The organism is Taibaiella soli (assembly GCF_003236175.1).
Taxonomy (GTDB): domain Bacteria; phylum Bacteroidota; class Bacteroidia; order Chitinophagales; family Chitinophagaceae; genus QKTW01.
In genome coordinates, this window is record NZ_QKTW01000009.1 from 215,819 (window position 1) to 235,942 (window position 20,124).

The following is a 20,124-nucleotide window of genomic DNA, read 5'->3' on the forward strand; positions in this document are numbered from 1 at the left end:
GCCCCCAACAATAACGTTGGGGGCATTTTACTTTTAATTCTTTATTTGAGATAGTTCAGAATCTGTGGATCGTCTGGAGTCACTTTGCTTGGAAAATAAGCGATCATGTGTCCATTTTCGTCCAGCAAAAACTTATTGAAGTTCCAGGAAATCTCGGCATCCAGTACTCCATTTTCTGATTTATGGCAAAGCCATTTGTAGACTGGCGCAATGTTGTCCCCTTTCACATCAATCTTGGTAGAGAGTGGAAATGTCACACCGTAGCGTTTTTTACAGAATTGTTTGATCTCTGAATCAGAGCCTGGCTCCTGTCCGCCAAACTGATTACAAGGGAAACCTACGATGACCAGTTTGTCCTTGTATTTTTCATACACCTTTTGCAGCGCATCATATTGTGGTGTATAACCACATTCAGAGGCTGTGTTGACAACCAGGATTTTCTTTCCCTTAAATGCAGAGAAATCGATTTCTCCGCCGTCAATACTTTTTACCTTAAAACTGTGGATCGACGGCTGAGTTGCCGGAAATGTAAACGCACTGAGCATAGCAATAATAATACAGCTGAGAAAATATTTCATGATTTATGTTCTTGATAAAAGAATTGTAATGTAAACTTAGTATAAAACGAACATTCAACAACGTTAAAGTCTTCTTTTAAGATCATATAATATGGCTGGGATTGGTGAATTAGGAGATAATAAATAAATTCACGGCGCGGCCAATAAATGGCAAGTACTCAACAATTCTGTCAAGACCCCGGTTCTCTAAATGAATAATAATAAAGCTCAGCTTGCTAAATTTTACGGTATAGTGCTGATTGGTACTATATTTTTATTGTTTCCTGCTTTATATAATGGTTATCCACTCCTAAATCCGGATGACGGGACCTATATACATTCGGGTTTCAAGATAGAAATGCCTGGTGATCGTCCCATCACTTACGGCCTGTTGCTTCGGGCATTTAGTTTAAATGGTATCTCGCTTTTTATAGCTGCATTTTTTCAATGTTGGCTGATGAGCTGGTTGCTTGTAAAGAATATAAAACTCATTCTTCGCGATCCGGCAAAACTCTATCCGGTATCAATTGTTACGATTTTCCTTCTGTCGTTTCTTACATCTTTATCGTGGATCAGCAGTGAACTAATCCCTGATGTGCAGACGTCGGTAGCTTTTCTCTGCTTATTCCCGCTATTAATGCAGCGGGAAACGAAGTTTAATACATTGATTTTTGCAGGCCTTTATATGATTAGTGTGGCCACACACATGTCGAACGTAATGATTTTTATGTTTTTGCTGGCAGGTATCTGGTGCTTCCGAAAGAAATTGTTTCCGGAGGCGGCATTTCGTAAAAATGCAATACGGATCATCTGGGCATGTGTCATACTTACGGGTTCAACAGTTGTCATCATGGCAAAATCCGCAAGGAAATCAAAACATGTTTTCTTTTTAGGGGCAATGCTTGATCAGGGGCTGTTGAAGCCATATCTGGATGATCATTGTCCTACAGCCGGATATAAGATTTGTGCATACAAGGACAGTTTGCCTGGAGATGCAAATGAATTTCTCTGGTCGGAAAATAGTCCGCTTTACCGTACCGGTGGCTGGGAAGCCAATAAATTGGAGTATAACAAGATTATGTACGGCTCCATGAAAGAGCCTAAATACATCTGGCTGCATATAAAAATGTCAGTGATATTCACACTCCGGCAATTTAAAGAATTCAATATCGGCGACGGTAATTTCGAATTCCCAACCGGTCATCTCGTTAATTATATGGTCAACGAACACATTCCACGCGATGTGAATATGCTCAATAAATCCCGCCAGCAACAGGACGACTTTTTGCCCAATCTGGATATACCTAATAAGATTATCTACGCAGTTGTGTTATTAAGTCTTGCGGTTATTATCGTTTTATTTTTCATGAAAGGTCAGATGTATCAGCCCTACCAGTTCTTTGTGATTGCCGGCGTAATGATGATAGTGCTTAATATCTGGAATTGCGCAACGTTTGCACAGATCAACGGCCGCTATGGTTGCAGGGTGATGTGGTTGATACCGCTGTTCGCGATTATTGGTGTGGTGAACTATCTCACCGGTAGAAAGCTTAAGGCTCAAGGTTCTTAGCTGGTTTCGTAGCATTCTTAAGGAAAAGTGTCGCGATATACGAGTGCTTATTTCCCCAGTTTTCCCAATTAAGGTAAATAGAAATGGAGCAGACTGTCTTCCATTTCCGGACTCGCTGTCATATGGCTTTCGGCTTCGCTTTTTTATTCAACTGTTTTTAGTTTAGTATTTATTTAAATCCGTTTTCTTTTAGTGAAATGCCGGTATTGCAATAGAACTGGCATGATTATTTAGTAAATAAGCTTCCTCCTTCTCACTGAAAATTACCCTGTTTTAAGGCATCAGCTACCGCAGCACATCGAAACAACCATCATTAATCTGCGTAAAAACTAAAACAGTATGCAACACAAAACGGACAAAGTGCTTAAAATCACTGTTGAGAAACACACTGCGATTACATCGTCAACTTATTGGGTCGCCGACGTAAAAGACCGCGTGATTATCGACGTAAAAGAATGTAACAGAAATATGGGAAAGGGGAATGTGGGCCTGTACAAAATGCTTGGGAATCAGCTACTCAGGGAGTTGGAAATAGAAAATGATCAGATTGTGCTGGATGCACGTTCGCTGAATGTCAAGAACACGAGTTATGTTGTCGAATTGCCGAGCGGCATGCGCATCGAGTTGTTGGCTGGTGATGTGCCGGTGCATTCGTAAGTAAGTCAGCATAATGAAAAAGGATTTCAAACAGCAGGTTTGAAATCCTTTTATTATTAAGATAAGTTCTTGCCATTAAGACATCTTTCTTCTATCCAGACATCTGAAATTAACCGCCGGTTTGTTTCTTTTGTATCTGTTCACTTTTTTTTTCATCGTCTTTTCGTCGTTTCAACCAGTATAGCCAGCATTTCCGCGCATGGATACCAAAAAAAGCAGCCTGGTGTGTGATATTTTCTTTGTCGAAATTAAAACCTTCGCAAAATTCCGGATAGTCCATAAATAAGAAAAAACCTTTCCCGGTAATATAGCCATCAGTTTCACCACAAAGTAATACACCGATCAGGGGACGGCCTTGAAGCCATTGTTCGCCGTTAATTTCGCTGCATATTAAGCCAATTAGTTTTCGGTGGTAACTGTAAGTGACGTAGAGAGGGATGTTTAAGGCGGTGTACAATTCTCTGAAAGTGCATTTGCTTCCTACCTTGGCTAAACCAATGAGGTAATTAGTAATAGCTTCTTTTAAAGATTGATAATTGGAATATTCACCGAGCAAATGTGCGGGATATTCAGTGCAGCGTACAAAGGCTGGATGCCCAAAAGGTATTGACGATAATTGATCCATGTTTATGAATTTTTCGTATTATGAATAGTGCTTAGTTCTTTACAAGAACTGTCACACTTTTAAAAAAAAGACTTTGATTTATGGAAGTCTTTTGTGTGGTCCCACATGGAATGGAATTCTATGCTTTGGATGGATTTGGATTGACTTTAAAACAGCTGTATTACAGCTGTTTATGCAAATTTGCATAAGGGTGGATTCATGGATATTCCAATAAAGTCTAGTATTTTTGTCAACGTTTTTGTCAATGGTGTAATTACATCGCCGGCGGAAATGGCAAACTAAAACCCATGAACGTATCTTTTTACCTGCTAACACCGAATGCAAAAACTCAATCACAGCTTTACGTATCTATTTCAAATAAAAGTTCGCGTCTTCGATTCGCCGCCGGCGAGGAATTTCTTATCAAATATTGTAACTCCAGAGAGAAGAAAGGAGATAAGACATTGGTTAAGCGAAATACTCCGTTCACATTGGAGTATAACAGTATCCTCAATTCAATCAGCGACAACTTGAGATTGCTTGCAATGCAGCTGCAAAGGGAGCAAGGCGAGTATAGCTTACAAGATGTTCGGAATATTTATTGGACACGTATAGGCTGGATAGATGATAAGAACCAGGTAACTTTCGCCAATGCTTTTGAACAATATAAGGAGGCATCCAGGATACATTGGTCAGTTGAGTTTTATAAGATACAATGTGCAATGGAGAACCATTTGACTGAATTTAAGAAAGCGCGTAATGAAAGTGTCGAATTCCAAAATTTCAATAAGGATTTGTGGGAAAGCATTATCAGCTATTTTGTTCTTGATTTAAAAACTGCGAACTCGACGACGAATAAATATCTGAAATCGCTGAAGAGATTCCTCAAATATTCTGCGAAGAAAGGTTACTTCAATGGTAGGGACCTTGATGATTGGAAATACTTAAAAGAGCATGAAGTTTTTAAGATTGCACTCAAAGAGCATGAAGTTGAAAAGCTGATTAATTTAGACTTGTCGGCAAGTAAGCGATTGGAGAAAGTAAGAGATTTGTTTTTGCTTGAAATATTACTGGGCAAAGGTTTTCAGACGTTCACAAAGTATTAGATCGTGAAAACTATGACGGTAAATCTATCCGCATTTTTCAAGAAAAAACTAATGCTCTTGTTGCAATTCCTAAGCATTCCAAACTAGAAAATCACCTAGATGTACTTTTTGAAAAGTATCCTCAAGGCTTTCCGGTTATTTCTAATCAGAAGTTCAACGACTATCTAAAAGAGATTTGTGAGCTTGCTAAGTTCAATCAAAAACATCAATGGGTAAAGTTGGTAGGCAAACAGAAGGTTACCGAGAGTGACTTTCGCTACAACTTAATCACTAGTCATACGGGCCGGCGAACCTTTTGCACTATCGCGCTGAAAAAGGGGATAGACTCAGAATTAATAATGAAAGTTACTGGACATAAAAATTACGAACAGTTTCGAGCTTATGTAAAAGTCGATGATGAGGATTTAGAAACAGCATTTTCAGAAAAATTCTAGCATAAAAAGAATGTTTTTTCTCTCTTCACTCGTTCACTTCGCACACAAAACATAGCAAGGCTACAACATTCTACCATTCTATTCTGCTTAAAATAAACCCTTATGGCGTTAGCGAAAAATGGGGCAATCGCCCCTTTTGTTTATTCACCATTTCCGCAATGTTGTGTTTGGCAAATAATGCTTCGTTTTTTTTGTGTATTGTCACTTATGGACGTTACAAAAAGGTCTTTATAGCCCAGTTTTTACTTGGGTGTTGGCTCAGTACATTGACGATACTAACAATACCTATGGCTAGACCTACTTACTATGGAAATCTAATTCAGAGAAATTAGAGAATTAACCCCAGCTTACATCGCCGGTAAAGATAAAAGCTGGGGAATACTAGAAAAGTCTATCATCTCTAAACAACTGTCGCAGCAATACGACCTTTATCAGTAATTGCCAAAACGAAGTTTTCTGATGTAAGCGTTGTCGTGATCCACCGATCAATATATCGCTCATTCTCCAACGTTTTCAGTATGTCCGTAAGCTCATCCACATTGGTTTCTGTGAGTCTACAGAGACTATCAATTGATACACTTAATTTACCGCCTGCCGGTACATACTGACCCACTGTTTGTAGGACCAAAAGTTCATTTTCAGTCATGTTACTTTTTTTTAGGTGGAGTTTTCGGTTTGTCGGTTTCTTTTACGGTCGTTTTGGGGTTTTTATCAGCATAATCTTTACTGGTGTATTGACCGGTGTCGGCATCCCTGTACTTAGGAGCTGGTTTTGATGATTTCGCCATAAGCTAGAAAGACGCCCTGATTTTATGGGCTATAGATATTGCATCAATTGCAATGCCAATGTAAAGGTTGGTCAAAATGTCAGTACACATGTCATAAAAATACCTATATCAAGGGAGGTACCACGAATAAATGTCATATAATCACAATCCATTAGCGGTATATTGTCTGTCACTATGAGTCATAATCGGAATCATACGGTTTGGTAAGCAGTACTTTGCCGAAGTCGAATAACTTGAGGGAAATATTTTTTACGTCAACTTCTCATCTAAGGGGATGCTATGAAACCCGTTATGGTAAATGATTTCGTCGATTATTCAAAGAATCGCAAAGTCAAACCATCGAAAAAAAATGCGTTGAAAATTTTGAAGAATGGATTTTGTCGATTACAATAGACATACACACATACCGCAGAGTCCTATGACAAATCCTTTTGAATCCTTGGAGCATAAACTTGCCAGGATTGAAACCTTGCTCGAAAGCCGGTTCATTGAAAAAACCGAAAAGAAAGATGCTATCGATCACACGCTTTTCATGCCAGTACAAGACGTTTATCCGCGCTATTGTAGCCGACAAACATTCTACAATCATGTAAAAAACGGCATGATTAAACTCTACAAATTTGGCAACCGTTCTTTTGTTAAAAGGGATGAGTTTTTTGCCACATTTAAAGAAGTAAAAGTTGCCCAATCACTTTCCAATTTAAAAACCCACAAAACCAAGGAGGCCCATATTGCACAATGAAATTGAAAACCTAACGACCCTTTGTCAAGTCCCACTTTCAAACACCGTCCTACAGAATCTTCTGGATAATCTTCAAGAGGTAAATCTTAACACACTTATTTACGAACGCGCCGGCGACGAAGTTAAAAGCGGCATAAAACAGAAGCACTACATTGTCTGCATTATTGATGAAATTATTCGCCAAGCTAAAAAAACAATTTCGGTTTGTGCCAGCGTCATGATTTTATTTATGCTTATAACGGAACTTATTGGGAGTTGATCGATGGTAAAGAATTCAAAACATTCTTAGGCCTCGCGAGTCAGAAAGTCGGCCACAAGGGCCTAGAAGGTCAACACTATGAATTCCGCGATAAATTGTTCAAGCAGTTTTTTTCGGCGGCGTACTTGCCCACGCCAATCATTTCAGATGAAGTTGTCCTTATTAATTTAAAGAATGGGACTTTAGAAATTACTCCGAAAGGATTCAAGTTGAGAGAACATCGGAAGGCGGATTTTATGACCTACCAGTTGCCATTTGCCTTTGACCCGTTGGCGAAATGCCCAAGATTTGAAAAATACCTATTGAAAGTATTACCGGAAAGTCAATGCCGTGACATTCTAGCGGAATTTATGGGTTATTCGTTTACCAGGAAATTAAAATTGGAAAAGTGCTTGTTGTTATACGGAGATGGTGCGAACGGAAAATCAGTTTTCTTTGAAGTAATGTATGCGGTCTATGGCCGAGAAAATATTTCAACGCTGTCATTGGGCAGCCTGAAAGAAGAGCATAATAGGGCAATGCTATCGAACAAACTACTGAATTATGGCAGTGAAATAAACAGTGGTGCTATTGAGGTTGATACGTTCAAACAACTAGCTTCGGGTGAACCTGTGCAAGCCAGGCTGAAATACGGCAATTCATTTATGATGGAATTTTACTCGAAACTAGCTTTCAATTGTAACGCACTTCCCTCAGTATCCGAATATTCAGAAGCCTTTTTTAGACGGTTTGTAATCATTCCATTTGACATAACAATTCCAGAGAAAGACCGCGATCCGAACCTTTCCAGTGATATTATTGAGAACGAATTGGCTGGCGTTTTTAACTGGATTCTTGTAGGTCTTACTCGATTGCTCCAGAATAATAAATTTACCACTAGCGAAAAAGTCAAAGCGATATTGAATAGATATCGTATTTCGAGTGACACTGTAGCATTGTTTTTAGAAGAACAGGGGTATAGGCCATGTGTCGATAGTACCATGTCACTCGCTCACTTGTATGACAAATATAAAACCTACTGTGTCACCGGCGGATACCGGAGTATAAGCAACAGAAACTTTAGTGACCGCCTCAAAAAGTTAGGCTTCGAATCCACTCGCAAAAACAGCGGCACGTTTATATACGCGGCGTACGCAGAGCTTTCCTCTTCCTCTTTGTAAAGTACTTTACAAAATCTAATTACATTTTACAGTTACACACATTATTAATAATTTACTTCAGTGAACGAAGTGAAAGAAGTGAAGTATTTCAAACACTTTTTTTATACAAAAAACTCTATGGCAGATATCAAGCTTGAAATACCCAAAAAGATAGCGACGGAAATCCGTTGGCAGGCACACTTAAACAAATTGAGCTTTGGAGAGTGGGTAGAGCGGAGTTTGATGGATCGTTTAACTAGTGACTGGACATCAGAACATGTTAACACGACCTTTTATCCGCTCCATCCACCAGAAGCATACAGCCAAACAGAATGCGTTACATTAACTATTCCAGATGACGTAATGTCAACTATGAAGTCCTTAGATATGTTTACCCGAATATCAATTGAGAAATGGTTATATGTCTCGTTGCTAAATGATGTTCAGTCATTCGAAACAAGGCGATTGGCTTTATTAGTTTATGAAGAGGAAATGTTCGAAAATGAGACAGGAATTTACCAATTTAATAACTCCAATAGTGAGATCGCATCTTTCATAGAGAGCATTGATAAGGACAAACTGGTAAATATCAGATGGCTGGCTTACGGGCTAAATACCCAGTTTAATTTGCTTTTAAAGAAAATGAACCCTGAAGATATCGAGTGGGTGTATGAATGTTTTCGTTCAATACTATCAATCATAAGAGAGAGTGTGTCTAACAGTCCGACGTACAATGGAGCGTTAAAAATTATTGGAAGAGGTCGGGACAGTTATGGTTGGAAATTCCCTGGCACAGTTAAACAATCTAATTAAAGTAGGTAGCCCGTTCAAAATGAATGGGCTTTACTAGTTGGTAACGACTCAGCGCGTTTTTAGCTGACAGTAATACTTTTACACATTGCTGCATCCTATTTAACCGGGTGAATTCCTATTTTAGTGTCTCAACAACCCAATAACCCTGTTGTTCGACGAACGTGGAAAAGATAAAAACTCTATTATTTGTAATATTGATTGTTGCAAGCACTCACAGTGCATTCGGCCAATCGTCGGCCTATTATCCTGACGGCAAAAAAATAAATATTGAGTTCAGTACAATCCCAAAAAATGAAGTTGACAATATAACCATTACAGACTGGGAAGAATACGGAAAAAGAACAGTTCGCTAAAACAAAGAACTCCGGGTAAATAACTTACAGTAAAATACTCCCGAATACCCGAACTTTACCCGAATTTGTAGCGTCCATTATTCGGCCTTAGAACTCCAACCTGATTACAACCGCCGGCGGCCTACGATATAAGGGGGCTGGGCATTGCAGAATAATAAAAACGGTGGGTCCTTCCTGGAGTGAAATATATGCGGGTGCGAACACCCGCGAAATCAGACTTTCCATAGAAATTTTTTCTTACCCGAATTTTAGTTGAGATTTCTTCCCCAAATGCTCGAAATTCTTAAAACATATTGCAGATCCCCCACTGATGTATTTTAAGTCCGTCGGAACTTTAGATGTTATCGAAAAGTAGTTTATCGGCGTCTGTCTAAGAGTGCTAGCTGCGTATGAGATTTAATAGATCGGTAAGATATGTTTCTCTTTTCGTAGCGCTGCTTAGTTCACACTGCCAGATTACTATAACCCGCCATCCCAGCGATTGAAGGTCTTTCTTATTTTTTATATCGCGTTCTTTATTCTTCAAAATTTTTTCCCTCCAAAATTCTGTTCGTGTCTTGGGAAGTCTGCCTCCTTTACAGGTATGTCCGTGCCAGAAGCATCCGTGGACAAGAATTATAGTTTTGAACTTACTTAGAACTATATCCGGCTTTCCTGGGAGTTCTTTTACATTCTTCCTATATCTAAAACCATGAGCGAACAAGTATTTTCTAACCAATACTTCCGGATGAGTGTCTTTTCCAGAAATATTGCCCATAATTTGGGATCGCTTTTCTTGAGAATAAATGTCAGACATTATTTGATTGAGTCGATACTGGAGACGATTGCATTATAGTCGCCATTTTTTTCATTTATCCATTTTTGGATAAAGATTTTTTGAGTCGCTAGTATATCTTCCGATGTGTTACCGCCAGATGTGTATTTGCTATGAATGGAGAACTTTTCTTTGTAGTTTGTTGTTGAACGTATTTCGTTCGAATACTCCTTATACTTGTCGGTTCCTAATATCGCTTTTGCAGTACTGTTAGAGAATGAGTCACTCCAGATTATTTCTTCGGGCGTATTTTTGGGGAGGTAGAATACCTTATACAAATAGAAGTCTAAATAGTTTTTTTGAAGTTCTATTTGTTGAGTTTCATTCCCTGAGTTTCCAAGACTGTCGACAGAAAATTTAATATCTTCTTTGGTTTGCTCTTTGATTTTACTTTTCAGAAAGGAAACGTTTAAATCAGCTGTGCTAAATTTTTGCCAGTTATAATGATCATTAGTCGTTTTTTGATCTCCATCAAAGAATACAAAATTATTTCGACTTCCATCCCGACAGAATACGGGTATAAACTCTTTTTTTATGACACTTTCGCCACCGGGATTATATTTGACATTGAAAATATTTTTTATTTCCGGCCCTAGCTCGTTTAATGTTGCCAAAATAATTTCACTAGCCAAGATATCCTCAACTATAATATTTTTCTTTGTGGCAAGTGGAAATTCGATATGATAGAATGCCTCTTCGCTAGTTAAATTTTCTTTTACCAAAAATCTGCCAGTGTTGGGGCTTTGGTGAAATACCTTGATAGCTTCTTTAGGTAGGCCATCTACAATAGAAGCGGAATGACTTGTTAGGACTATTTGGTGCTTTTTGATCTTAATTTGTTCTAGTAGAAATACTTTTAGTCTCTCTTGTGCTCCAGGATGCAAAGATACTTCGGGCTCGTCCAAGAGAATGAGTGAATACTCCGCGGCTTCTAGTATTTTAAGCACCAACCTTACTACTGCAACCTCGCCACTCCCAGCAAATGCTTCGGAATAATTTGCAAAATCAGTCTTGAATATAACAGTGTAACCATGATTTCTAAAAAAAGAATGTTCAACGAAATGGGCCGATATATATTTCTTGCCTAGAATAAAAGATATCCATTTGAGCTCGTTTTCGCTTAAAGTTTTAACTGGCCCGTTTACCGCTCCAGCTTTTGTATAAATAAAATCTTTCTTTCCTGTGATTATATCTTGAAGTTGTTTTGATTTTTTTCGAATAAACTCTTGCTTATTGCGGGTTGAGATTCCAACCGTATCGCCGAAATAGAAATATTTGTCGAAGGCGCTTAATTCGGCTCTAAAGTCGATATAAACTACGTTCTTCTCTATTGGTGGATTACGTCTACTATCTTCTCTTGGTATCATTCCGGCCCACACTAAGGGCCTACTTGTTTCCCAATAGTTAGGGTCGTTGTTTCTTCTTATTCTCGCTTTGACGACTTCGTTACTTTCGCCCCTTTCATTTTTGAATACGTACCAAAATGAATGTCGCTTCTTTTGGTCGTCGAAATATTCCACGGGATCTACACTTGTATCAAACCAAAATTCATAAGGAGTTTTGCCGCGTGGGGCGCCATACAAGGCGTGTAGACATGAGCTTTTTCCACACCCATTTTGACCAATGAATACGGTCAGAGGAAAATCAAAATTGATTATTGTATCAATTTCTAAATTCCTGTAAAATGGGAATCTAATAAAATCAATATATTTTTTGATGTTACCAGATTTTTTAACGCTTTTTATTGTTGTTATTAGCTGCTCTACTTGATACATGATAAGGTATTTCTAATTTATGATCGTCTTCTAAGCCATTCAGATTCGTCTAAGCCGACGCGGGAAAGATCGCTAGCAAAGTCGTGTGAGATACGTTGAGCATGGAGATCTTTAAGGTCTAACACCCATTCGTAAGCTTCATCTTTTTCATCATGATAATCTACATGACCGTCCTTGTATAAAGATTCAAAGAGAAACTTATTGTCTTTTGAGATTGCTTTAATAGAATCCTCTCCGTCGGCAACTGCAAATTTTATAGTTCTTAAATCGAAGCTTTTTTTCGAGAGCTTTAAATGCTTTCCGTCAGGAGTAACAAAATTGAATTTTGCTCCATTTTCTGCCGTAACATCCTTCAACGGGAGGAATAGAAATCTTGTTACGCCGCTTAATCTTACAGAATCACACCTTTGTTGAATACACACCCAATAGCCGCTTTTATTTCCTTTTATTACGGCACCCAAAGTAAGTCTTGGTGTAACGGAACGAGGTTTAAAAATACTTTTATGATGGGTCAGAATCGAAAATTCAATGTCTTTGTCAGTAATTGCGTTGTCATTTGTTAGTGGTGACACTGATTTTGAAAGTTTATCTTTTACATTTGTCGCCGCTTTTTCTTGATCGTCTGTAAGGTCTTCCCCCCATTGTTCGGCAATTGCTTTTGAGAACCCTTTCTCAGTCCACGTGCTAATAAAAGCCGCATTTATAGTAGCTGCTTTTCCACCGACGGTAATAGGTTTGTTGAATTCTTGGTTTTTCAACCATTCCTGAATGTCTGTTATCGAAATCCGTTTGCCGGCGCTGTTATAGTGTAAAAGAGCTTGGAAAGAGTCTGATAAAATATCTATCATTTGCTCTTTAGAATCTTGGGGCGTTGGCAGAAGAAGATGGTGAGTTAGAAAGGCAAGGTCAAGTCCCTTATTGTAAAGCTTTATCAGTCGAAAAGTATTATTTCTCAATATCGTTAAAGAATCTAATACAAAGTTGGATAATAATCCTGACGTCATTTTGGTGAACTCGTCGAGGATAAAATCGGGCAATTGTTCATAGCTTTTTACCTGTGCGTTGAACTCTGGATTGTGGATGAATTTAGATTTAGGGTTTCCATTATCATCAACTTCATTATCTGATTTCGCTACGATAATAATTTTTACGTTGTCGGTTGATATTTCGAATGCAGAAGCAGTCGCGGCTATGCCGTTTTCCTCTAAATTCTTATGAATATCATCGCGGATATCTGTCAGCCCAGTTTCACCGGTGTAAACAATAATTAGCTTCATGCTGCCTTCGCCTGTAATAGGATCAGATAAAATTTCATGGATGATCTTTAAGGTGTGTGGTCCTCTTGGATCATCATTTTCTGCATCCTCTTCTTCGGCACCTAAGGGAACTGGTTCGTCCTCAAGGTTTATTTGCCAGTCCAGTACAGTTATATCCGCTTTCTTCGCTAACCGGGCAAGTAGCTCAATATCGGCGGATGTTTTAGGTTTATAGATTGCGCAAATTTTATTCTTCTCAGCGAAAGATCGAGTCACGGCGTATGCATCAAAATCGTGATTTGTTGCACCATCGGCAGTGTTAAATGCTTTGTCGTCAATAAAGACTATGTTTTGGAGAAAGTTGTTTGCGACTTCTTTTGAAACGGTGAGAAAATCGGCCATGGGATTAACTGTTATTAGATTCTATTTTAAATGTTACGTTACCCCCCTCTCTAGGAGAGTCAAGGTATATTTTATAGTTTTCGGCAGCAAGTACTTCTTTGCTGATATGCAATCCCATCCCTCGGCCATTGACTTTGCGTGAAAACCCGAGTTCGAATATGCGTTCCGCATCTTTTGTTGGGATTGAGGGGCCATTATTTGAGATGTAAATGCCTGTGTCATCAGCATGCAACCTGATAACTTTTTCTTCAACTCCATCATTTTGATTGAGCCAGTGAATTGCGTTATCAATGATGTTTACGAAAACCGGATAGAAAGTAGACCTAAAGCCAAATAATTTGTGACTGCCAAACGCCTTGGTGTGTTTGAACTTTATGTCGTGGCGTTCAATTCGAGCCTTAAACAAATCGATCAGAAACGTCTTAATCTCTAACGAAGGAATAAATTCTCGTTGTCTGTTCAGTCTTTTATTTAATGGGGTAAACAGGTTTAAATATTTGTCAAGATGTTCGAAGTTTACTTTAATATTCTTATAAACACCTTCCAGCTTCTCGTTGACGTCGGCCCATGCTCGCAAATCTTTTAAACTACCTCTAATCGATTTTACCGTACTGTTGAACTCGTGATGGATTACGCCGACCGCCAGTCCTAATTGGCTTAGTTCAATATCAGCTTGTACCCGTTCTCGTAACTCTTCCAATTCCTCTGCCATCGCATCGGATATTTGATCGTTCGTAATAAATTCATTATTGGAGTCCTTATCCCAGTAAATTCCTTGCAATTGACGGATTACTCTCTCTAAAGTTTGAGTTGCTCTATCCTTACCTCTGCTGATGTCTGCCTCCATTATTTTTCTCTCCTCTACAAGGTCAAAATCTTCTTCGTTGCTAACATTAAGATTCTTGAATCTGTCTTTTACATCCCTGATTTGGTTATCCAAGTCTATCATTAAATCATTCGCTAGTTCTTTAACTTTAGACGTGATTTCTACAACGGCTTCTTGTGCTTCTTTCCTTTTCGCTGAGGCAGCTTTTTTTGCTTCGGCTGAAATATAATCAACCGCCATCTCTAATCTTTTCCGTTTATCTATTTCAATATTTAAAAGCGTTTTATACTCTTCTACTATTGTGTCAATATTATCAGCGGCATCCTGGAGAAGGCCGCTTTCTAATTTCTGTAGCTCTATTTGATATGCTTCGAAATCACGCGAGGTATCTTTGGAGATCGTAAAGCCCTTTGGCGGATTAATTTTTATTTTTTGTCGATAATCATCGATTAGTTTTCTAGATGCTATTTCGTGATTGATTAAGGCTTGTCCTGCTTCTTCGGGATCTTCTATATGGGCAACTGAACTAAAATCCCTCTCTATAGTTTGAATTAGCTCAGCTATGTCTTTTTGATGCTTTTGATTCTTACTATCATCAAAGAATTTATTCAGTGTGGTTTGGAATTTTTCTTTTCTAACCTTAGCCTGTTGATCTCGTCTTTCAAGTGCTTTATAATAAGTTTCTCTTTCTGCACGTTTTTGAACCCAAAATTCAGCTTTCGGACCACTGCTTGAACCTTCTCTAAAAAAATCAGCCGCTAGCTGTACAAAAAAGTTTTTAAGTATGTCTTGTAACTGACGATAGGCTTTGTTTTCAATAAAACCTTCGCGGCCTGCTTTTTCTCTAAGATTGGCATTCCATTTCTTATCAATGTCAATTACGCCGAACATTCGACGATAAGAAAAGAAATAGAATTTGGCACTTTTGGTCCTATTTTTTTCGACGTCGATGAAATCATAGTCAGAATTGCCGTATGGTAATATGCGGATATTGTCACGGTAGATATATAGACCACCGTATTTGTCGCCTTTGGCTGTGATTATGCCGTAATTTTCTGAGTCTATTACGGATTGCCTTTGTAACCCTTGTACATAAGCAACATTGAGCTTAAACGGACCGCATTCCGTTTCTTTATAATTGTTTCCGTTCCAGCCAACTTTATGATCAAAAGTTTTTTCCCTGTAAACTTTTATTGTTCCGGAAAATTGTCCGAATTCATCAAAAATGCCCTGAAAATGATGGTCCGCTATTTCGAAGTCTTCTGGCGCAAAAAATTCTTCTTTATCTAGGAGGTCGTAATAGAGGTTGTCGTTGCCTCTGAAGTCTCTGAAGGCAACCGTGATTTGCGGTTCTGGATGTTCAGGAGTCATGGTGTTTGTAAACCCCATGAGCATTTTTTCTATTTTTGTTGCATCCTGCGAATCTTTAGCTCCATCAATATCGTTATTTAATGTTTCGTCCACTGGCGAAACGTAAAAGAAAGTCCCACTACGATCATTCGCAAGAGAAAAATCTCCAATTAGATAATCGTTCAGCTCAATTGGGGAAACGTCTAGTTCTGTGATTATTTGAATAATAGATTGGGCTTCTTCAAATGTAATATCGTCATTCTTTGCTAAGTCATTTAGAGAGTCGATAAGTTCTTTCTTCATTTCCTCGATGTCTCCTCTGTCCGGTAGTTCATCGAATTCTCTGACAGGTATAGTAACTTGGTCAAGATCGAGGCCAGGTAATTCAAATATTTTCCAGTTGATCAAGGCAGCGACAATCTTGTGATTGTAATTTCCTCGTCTTGCTTTTGTTAGTATTAATACTTGACTTCCGATAGATGCAATAGCAAGGCGGCCTATTCCCTTTTCCCCCATAATAGCGCGTTCTGATTTGTTGGCTGGCCGAGAAGGAGGTGGGGTTTTCCTATTAGTAAATTTACTTTCTGTTCCGAGTGTGAGCCAGCGAGATTCAAAATCAGCTCTGGTCATACCAATGCCGTTATCACGAAGAACTAATAATTTGCCCTTCCTGAAATAATCTATTTCGACATTGTCTGCATAAGCATCGTGTGCATTTTTAAAGAGTTCATTTATAGCTGTTGGAATTCCGGCAATCTGTTGCCGACCGAGCATATCTAATGCCCTTGCTCTTGTCTTAAACTTTGCCATTTATGCCAATGTGTGTTTAATGATTGCCCGATTGCTTCAGCTAGTTTCGGAGGAACTGCATTTCCAATCATTGTTGCTATATCTCCTTGATTCGTTGAATGGAATTTATAATTTAAAGGAAACGACTGCAATGTTGCGCCTTCCCTTAGGGAAAGAGCTCGGTTTTGTTCCGGATGGGAATATCTTCCGGTACTTGTGTAAATAAATCTGGTAGTTATTGTTGGTGCAGGTTTATTCCAGAATAATCTTCCATAGACGTCATAATGGCCTTCATGATCTTTATAACAGTCTAATTGAAGCCTTTCGTTAGATGACCACGCCCGTCTAGTTCCTCCATTTTTTGGAGTCGCTTTCATTCTTTCCATATTTAGGTCTGAAAGGCGGGCTACCGAATGTTGAAAGCCAGTTTCATCTTTATGCCCCATGCTGACTTTTGGAAATATTGTATAATCTCCAATTGCCTTTTTTACCGTTACAATTTGATCTTTTTTCCGGATTTGTTTGGGAAGCTCGATTTTGTTCAATAAACGAGTTCCAATTAGTACAAATCGTCGTCTGCTTTGAGGAACACCGAAGTATTTTGAATTTAACACAGTTTGATCGAAGGTGTAACCTTCTAGGCGCAATTGCTGCTTAAATCTGTGTAGCGGGCTGCCTTCTTTAGTTTCTAAACCTGGAACATTTTCGATAAAAACAAACCCCGGCTTATAGTAGAGAACAAACTCTTTAAAATCATCTAAGAGTAGACGACCAGCCTTAGATTTCGTTTTGTCGGATTTCAGATTGGAATAATATTGGCATGGGCTACATCCAACAAAAATTAGATCGTCTTGATTTAAATTGATAGGAAGGAAATCTTGCAATTTTTCGGGTTTCATGTTTGAAACGTCCTCGTTAATAAAAATTGCATTATTGTTTTCTTCGTATGTTCTTCGAAATTTAGAAACGATATCAATTCCCCCTAAAACTTCGATTCCAATATTTTTAAAACCACAAGTAACTCCGCCTGCGCCACAGAAGAAGTCAACAGCTTTTAGTGAGGGTGTTATATTTGTGTTTTTTGCGGGCATAATAAAATTCCCCGAAAATACAAAATTCCATAAAGATCAAACACTAATGTGTCCACATTTTAAAACAAGAATTTAGATTACGATGAGGGCTGTAAATCTTTAGGTCGTTTTCTTTTCGCTGCGACATTTTTATATAGAAACCATAAAATAAAAAAGCCCCTCGAGTGAGGAGCTTTGAAAATGTCAATATTTTTGTCAATGGGTGTATGTAGCCAGTTGATTATCAACATGTATTGTGGTCCCACATGGGCTTGAACCATGGACCCCCTGATTATGAGTCAGGTGCTCTAACCAGCTGAGCTATAGGACCTGTAGCGTAACGCTAACGGACGGCAAAAATAATTTATTTTCTGAAAAATCCAGCGCTGATCAAATTATTTTTTGTCACCTGTTTATAAGTGGTCAACTTTGCAACGCAAATAGAGAAACTTATGATTCAGGGCATCCGGCATATAATTTTTGATCTCGGTGGGGTATTGCTCAACCTTGATTACCAGCTTACAGAGCGGGCTTTTATTGATTTGGGGATTAGCAATTTCGGAGAATTGTATTCTCAATTACAGCAAACTCCTGTTTTTGATCGGCTGGAAACCGGTAAAATCGGACAGGCGGAGTTTGTAAAAGCAATACAGGATATTTCGGGTCTGCCGCTTTCAGAACAACAAATTATCGATGCCTGGAACGCGATGTTGCTCGATTTCCCCCTGCGCCGTTTGCAGATTTTGCAACAGCTCCGCAACCACTATGATTTATTTCTGTTGAGCAATACGAATGAAATTCACGAAGCGGCATTCAATAAAACATTGCTCGAGGATCATAATATTTCTAACATAGGTTTATTTTTTGATCGTGCTTATTTATCACATCGTGTAGGGATGCGTAAACCGATGAAAGAAATTTTTCAACATGTACTAGATGAAAATGGATTGAAAGCGGAGCATACTTTATTCATTGATGATAGTCCGCAGCACATAGAAAGCGCAAGGCTTGCCGGCATTCAAACAATTTACATTGAGAAGGGAATGACCATCGAAGAACATATTTTCAAACCTAAAACGCAGACTGCGTAAAGGTTTTAGAATTGATACAAATAGGAGCGTCTCAAAAGGGTGCTCTTATTTTTTTTAGCATTTCCCTTTTTTGATAATGGTTTTCCTGTTTTTAAAAACTAAAATCGCCAGATGATCATTTCTTTGTGGCGTTGAAATAATACTTGCTCCCACCTTCAACAACACTGCAGTGTTCTGCTGCACGCTGTTGTTCGTTACAAATAGTTATTGATCTATGATGCAGTCCCACTGCTGCGCACGATCGGAAAAGTTTTTCAGAGGGATAACCACATTGCTTTGGGTAGTGTGAAAAAATAGGTGTGCTGCTCCGCGCGCATGTGTAATCATGCGTCGGTTGGGAGCAAGAAGACTGGCGAAATGGTGAAAGTGCAGCGGAGTTAGCCGCCTAACAATTAAACGAACTGACTAATCAACTATATAATGAAGCAAGTATTACTTACCGCTCTTCTAGGCATTACTGCCCTTTCCGGAAACGCACAATCTGTAACCGATACTGTATCTGTTGGCACTAATGCCGGCGGTGTTTCTTACCCCAATAATGTTTGGTATAGCCTTCCGAACGATGAACAAGGTTCTGTATCTAAGAAAAACTGGGATCTCGCTTTTCAGGTGTATGGCGGTTATACGGCCAGTATCATGGCAAATAATATTGGAGGTACTACCGTGTGGCTGTATCCGAAAGATGCTGCAACAACTACTTCATGGGCTGCAGTAGATACAAACGGACTCAGCACCTGGTCTAAATTATACAACTCCGATATTACCTGGGGCGACGGCGCGCTTTCCCGCAATGTAGACGTTACGAACGCTAACGATCTTGGCTGGGGGCTATACGATATGAATACACACTACGTAATGGGTGATTCTATTTACATCGTAAAAACAGTTTCAGGTACTTATAAGAAACTTTGGATCAAATCGCTGATCAGTAGTGTTTATACATTTACGTTTGCGAACCTCGACGGTACTGCTGAAACAACGGATACGGTTGGAAAAGCTACTTACGCTGGTCAAAACTTTGGTTATTATTCTTTAGATAACAGCGCTGCATTGTCCCGCGAACCGTTGACGGCTAACTGGGATATTGTATTCGGTCAATACTATTCTTCTGCTTATAATCCTCCATATGCTGTAACAGGTGTATTGCAAAACAATGGTGTGAAAGTTGCGAAAGCTGTAATTGATCCTTCTACGGTCGGTAACTATGTTGATACCAACCACACTTTTGCTACATCCATCAGTACAATTGGTTTCGACTGGAAAACCTTCAATGGTCAAACTTATGACGTAAATGATTCAGTGGTTTATTTCGTAAAAAGAATGAATAATGATATCTGGAAAGTGGTATTCACAGGTTTTGGCGGCAGCACTGACGGTAATTTTATTTTCACTAAAGAAAAGATTTTTACTGCGCCTCCTGCGCCAACTGCGGTAGGCAATGTGAATGCGCCACAAACAAGTCTGGCACTCTATCCTAATCCTAGTCGCGGACAAAATGTAACGTTGGTGTATAGCTTCGATAAACAAGTAGCCGGCGCAAAACTCAATCTGTTTGACCTGAATGGTCGCGTAATCTTGAGTGACAATCTGCAAACGTCGACTGGCCTGTATCAATATGTATTGCCAACGCAATCCCTGAGTGCAGGCATGTACGTCATCTCTGTAGAAGCGGATGGTGCGCGTACACAACAAAAACTCATCGTACAATAAGATAGCTGACCATGGTAAG

17 protein-coding genes and 1 tRNA gene are annotated in these 20,124 nt (G+C 39.0%); 9 read left to right on the top strand and 9 right to left on the bottom strand.

The features are described 5' to 3' along the window. Positions 1-41 precede the first annotated feature (41 nt). The gene (locus DN068_RS06195; RefSeq protein WP_110998024.1) at positions 42-578 is read right to left on the bottom strand and encodes a glutathione peroxidase; all 537 of its coding nucleotides are present in this window, start codon (positions 576-578) and stop codon (positions 42-44) included. Positions 579-768: 190 nt separating this feature from the next. Here DN068_RS06195 and DN068_RS06200 point away from each other — a divergent pair, with 190 nt between their 5' ends. Together DN068_RS06200 and DN068_RS06205 are read left to right on the top strand one after the other, a co-directional pair. Then, a complete protein-coding gene (locus DN068_RS06200; protein WP_110998025.1) occupies positions 769-2,127 on the top strand; it encodes a hypothetical protein in 1,359 nt (452 codons plus the stop codon). Between the two features lie 339 nt (positions 2,128-2,466). Continuing rightward, entirely contained in the window at positions 2,467-2,784 is a 318-nt protein-coding gene (locus tag DN068_RS06205; protein WP_110998026.1) for a hypothetical protein, read from the top strand. Between the two features lie 109 nt (positions 2,785-2,893). Here the strand turns inward: DN068_RS06205 and DN068_RS06210 are convergent, their stop codons facing one another. After that, positions 2,894-3,409 (bottom strand): hypothetical protein, encoded by a 516-nt coding sequence (locus tag DN068_RS06210; protein WP_123985248.1) that lies wholly within the window; start codon positions 3,407-3,409, stop codon positions 2,894-2,896. Positions 3,410-3,696: 287 nt separating this feature from the next. On the opposite strand from DN068_RS06210, the gene DN068_RS06215 reads away from it, so the two are divergent. Together DN068_RS06215 and DN068_RS22495 are read left to right on the top strand one after the other, a co-directional pair. After that, positions 3,697-4,494: a phage integrase SAM-like domain-containing protein gene (locus tag DN068_RS06215; RefSeq protein WP_110998028.1), complete on the top strand. Its 798-nt coding sequence runs from the start codon at positions 3,697-3,699 to the stop codon at positions 4,492-4,494. Positions 4,495-4,520: 26 nt separating this feature from the next. Then, on the top strand, positions 4,521-4,928 hold the full coding sequence (locus DN068_RS22495) for a tyrosine-type recombinase/integrase (RefSeq protein WP_394342325.1): 408 nt from the start codon (positions 4,521-4,523) through the stop codon (positions 4,926-4,928). A 400-nt stretch (positions 4,929-5,328) separates the two neighbouring features. Here the strand turns inward: DN068_RS22495 and DN068_RS06225 are convergent, their stop codons facing one another. Further along, positions 5,329-5,556 (bottom strand): hypothetical protein, encoded by a 228-nt coding sequence (locus tag DN068_RS06225; RefSeq protein WP_123985249.1) that lies wholly within the window; start codon positions 5,554-5,556, stop codon positions 5,329-5,331. Positions 5,557-6,086: 530 nt separating this feature from the next. On the opposite strand from DN068_RS06225, the gene DN068_RS06235 reads away from it, so the two are divergent. The 3 genes from DN068_RS06235 to DN068_RS06245 all read left to right on the top strand — a co-directional run bounded on the left by DN068_RS06235 (position 6,087) and on the right by DN068_RS06245 (position 8,669). Further along, positions 6,087-6,458, top strand: coding sequence for a hypothetical protein (locus DN068_RS06235; RefSeq protein ID WP_110998032.1), 372 nt, complete (start codon positions 6,087-6,089; stop codon positions 6,456-6,458). A gap of 204 nt (positions 6,459-6,662) precedes the next feature. Beyond that, positions 6,663-7,877, top strand: a complete 1,215-nt coding sequence (locus DN068_RS06240; protein ID WP_110998033.1) for a DNA primase family protein — start codon at positions 6,663-6,665, stop codon at positions 7,875-7,877. A gap of 117 nt (positions 7,878-7,994) precedes the next feature. Then, positions 7,995-8,669 (top strand): hypothetical protein, encoded by a 675-nt coding sequence (locus DN068_RS06245; protein WP_110998034.1) that lies wholly within the window; start codon positions 7,995-7,997, stop codon positions 8,667-8,669. 732 nt (positions 8,670-9,401) lie between these two features. Here the strand turns inward: DN068_RS06245 and DN068_RS22500 are convergent. The 6 genes from DN068_RS22500 to DN068_RS06275 form a co-directional block, all read right to left on the bottom strand. Continuing rightward, complete coding sequence (locus DN068_RS22500; protein ID WP_110998035.1) at positions 9,402-9,818, bottom strand: very short patch repair endonuclease; 417 nt, start codon at positions 9,816-9,818, stop codon at positions 9,402-9,404. Next, a complete protein-coding gene (locus tag DN068_RS06255) occupies positions 9,818-11,611 on the bottom strand; it encodes an ATP-dependent nuclease (RefSeq protein WP_110998036.1) in 1,794 nt (597 codons plus the stop codon). The genes DN068_RS22500 and DN068_RS06255 overlap by 1 nt, the downstream gene beginning before the upstream one ends. Positions 11,612-11,628: 17 nt before the next feature. Continuing rightward, positions 11,629-13,269 carry a response regulator receiver domain gene (locus DN068_RS06260; RefSeq protein ID WP_110998037.1) on the bottom strand — a complete coding sequence of 547 codons (1,641 nt, stop codon included), beginning with the start codon at positions 13,267-13,269 and terminating at the stop codon, positions 11,629-11,631. A 4-nt stretch (positions 13,270-13,273) separates the two neighbouring features. Next, positions 13,274-16,255 carry an ATP-binding protein gene (locus DN068_RS06265; RefSeq protein WP_110998038.1) on the bottom strand — a complete coding sequence of 994 codons (2,982 nt, stop codon included), beginning with the start codon at positions 16,253-16,255 and terminating at the stop codon, positions 13,274-13,276. Then, on the bottom strand, positions 16,222-17,325 hold the full coding sequence (locus tag DN068_RS06270; protein ID WP_110998039.1) for a DNA cytosine methyltransferase: 1,104 nt from the start codon (positions 17,323-17,325) through the stop codon (positions 16,222-16,224). The genes DN068_RS06265 and DN068_RS06270 overlap by 34 nt, the downstream gene beginning before the upstream one ends. A gap of 236 nt (positions 17,326-17,561) precedes the next feature. Beyond that, positions 17,562-17,635: transfer RNA gene (locus tag DN068_RS06275), tRNA-Ile, on the bottom strand. A gap of 121 nt (positions 17,636-17,756) precedes the next feature. Between DN068_RS06275 and DN068_RS06280 the strand changes: the two genes are divergently transcribed. Both DN068_RS06280 and DN068_RS06285 read left to right on the top strand, forming a co-directional pair. Then, on the top strand, positions 17,757-18,395 hold the full coding sequence (locus tag DN068_RS06280; RefSeq protein WP_110998040.1) for an HAD family hydrolase: 639 nt from the start codon (positions 17,757-17,759) through the stop codon (positions 18,393-18,395). Positions 18,396-18,815: 420 nt separating this feature from the next. Further along, on the top strand, positions 18,816-20,105 hold the full coding sequence (locus tag DN068_RS06285; RefSeq protein WP_110998041.1) for a T9SS type A sorting domain-containing protein: 1,290 nt from the start codon (positions 18,816-18,818) through the stop codon (positions 20,103-20,105). Positions 20,106-20,124: the final 19 nt, after the last annotated feature.

What these genes read in the sequence shown, in the direction of transcription:
- DN068_RS06195 (WP_110998024.1), bottom strand. Translation starts at nt 578, where the DNA reads ATGAAATATTTTCTCAGCTGTATTATTATTGCTATGCTCAGTGCGTTT.
- DN068_RS06200 (WP_110998025.1), top strand. Translation starts at nt 769, where the DNA reads ATGAATAATAATAAAGCTCAGCTTGCTAAATTTTACGGTATAGTGCTG.
- DN068_RS06205 (WP_110998026.1), top strand. Translation starts at nt 2,467, where the DNA reads ATGCAACACAAAACGGACAAAGTGCTTAAAATCACTGTTGAGAAACAC.
- DN068_RS06210 (WP_123985248.1), bottom strand. Translation starts at nt 3,409, where the DNA reads ATGGATCAATTATCGTCAATACCTTTTGGGCATCCAGCCTTTGTACGC.
- DN068_RS06215 (WP_110998028.1), top strand. Translation starts at nt 3,697, where the DNA reads ATGAACGTATCTTTTTACCTGCTAACACCGAATGCAAAAACTCAATCA.
- DN068_RS06235 (WP_110998032.1), top strand. Translation starts at nt 6,087, where the DNA reads ATGGATTTTGTCGATTACAATAGACATACACACATACCGCAGAGTCCT.
- DN068_RS06245 (WP_110998034.1), top strand. Translation starts at nt 7,995, where the DNA reads ATGGCAGATATCAAGCTTGAAATACCCAAAAAGATAGCGACGGAAATC.
- DN068_RS22500 (WP_110998035.1), bottom strand. Translation starts at nt 9,818, where the DNA reads ATGTCTGACATTTATTCTCAAGAAAAGCGATCCCAAATTATGGGCAAT.
- DN068_RS06255 (WP_110998036.1), bottom strand. Translation starts at nt 11,611, where the DNA reads ATGTATCAAGTAGAGCAGCTAATAACAACAATAAAAAGCGTTAAAAAA.
- DN068_RS06260 (WP_110998037.1), bottom strand. Translation starts at nt 13,269, where the DNA reads ATGGCCGATTTTCTCACCGTTTCAAAAGAAGTCGCAAACAACTTTCTC.
- DN068_RS06265 (WP_110998038.1), bottom strand. Translation starts at nt 16,255, where the DNA reads ATGGCAAAGTTTAAGACAAGAGCAAGGGCATTAGATATGCTCGGTCGG.
- DN068_RS06270 (WP_110998039.1), bottom strand. Translation starts at nt 17,325, where the DNA reads ATGCCCGCAAAAAACACAAATATAACACCCTCACTAAAAGCTGTTGAC.
- DN068_RS06280 (WP_110998040.1), top strand. Translation starts at nt 17,757, where the DNA reads ATGATTCAGGGCATCCGGCATATAATTTTTGATCTCGGTGGGGTATTG.
- DN068_RS06285 (WP_110998041.1), top strand. Translation starts at nt 18,816, where the DNA reads ATGAAGCAAGTATTACTTACCGCTCTTCTAGGCATTACTGCCCTTTCC.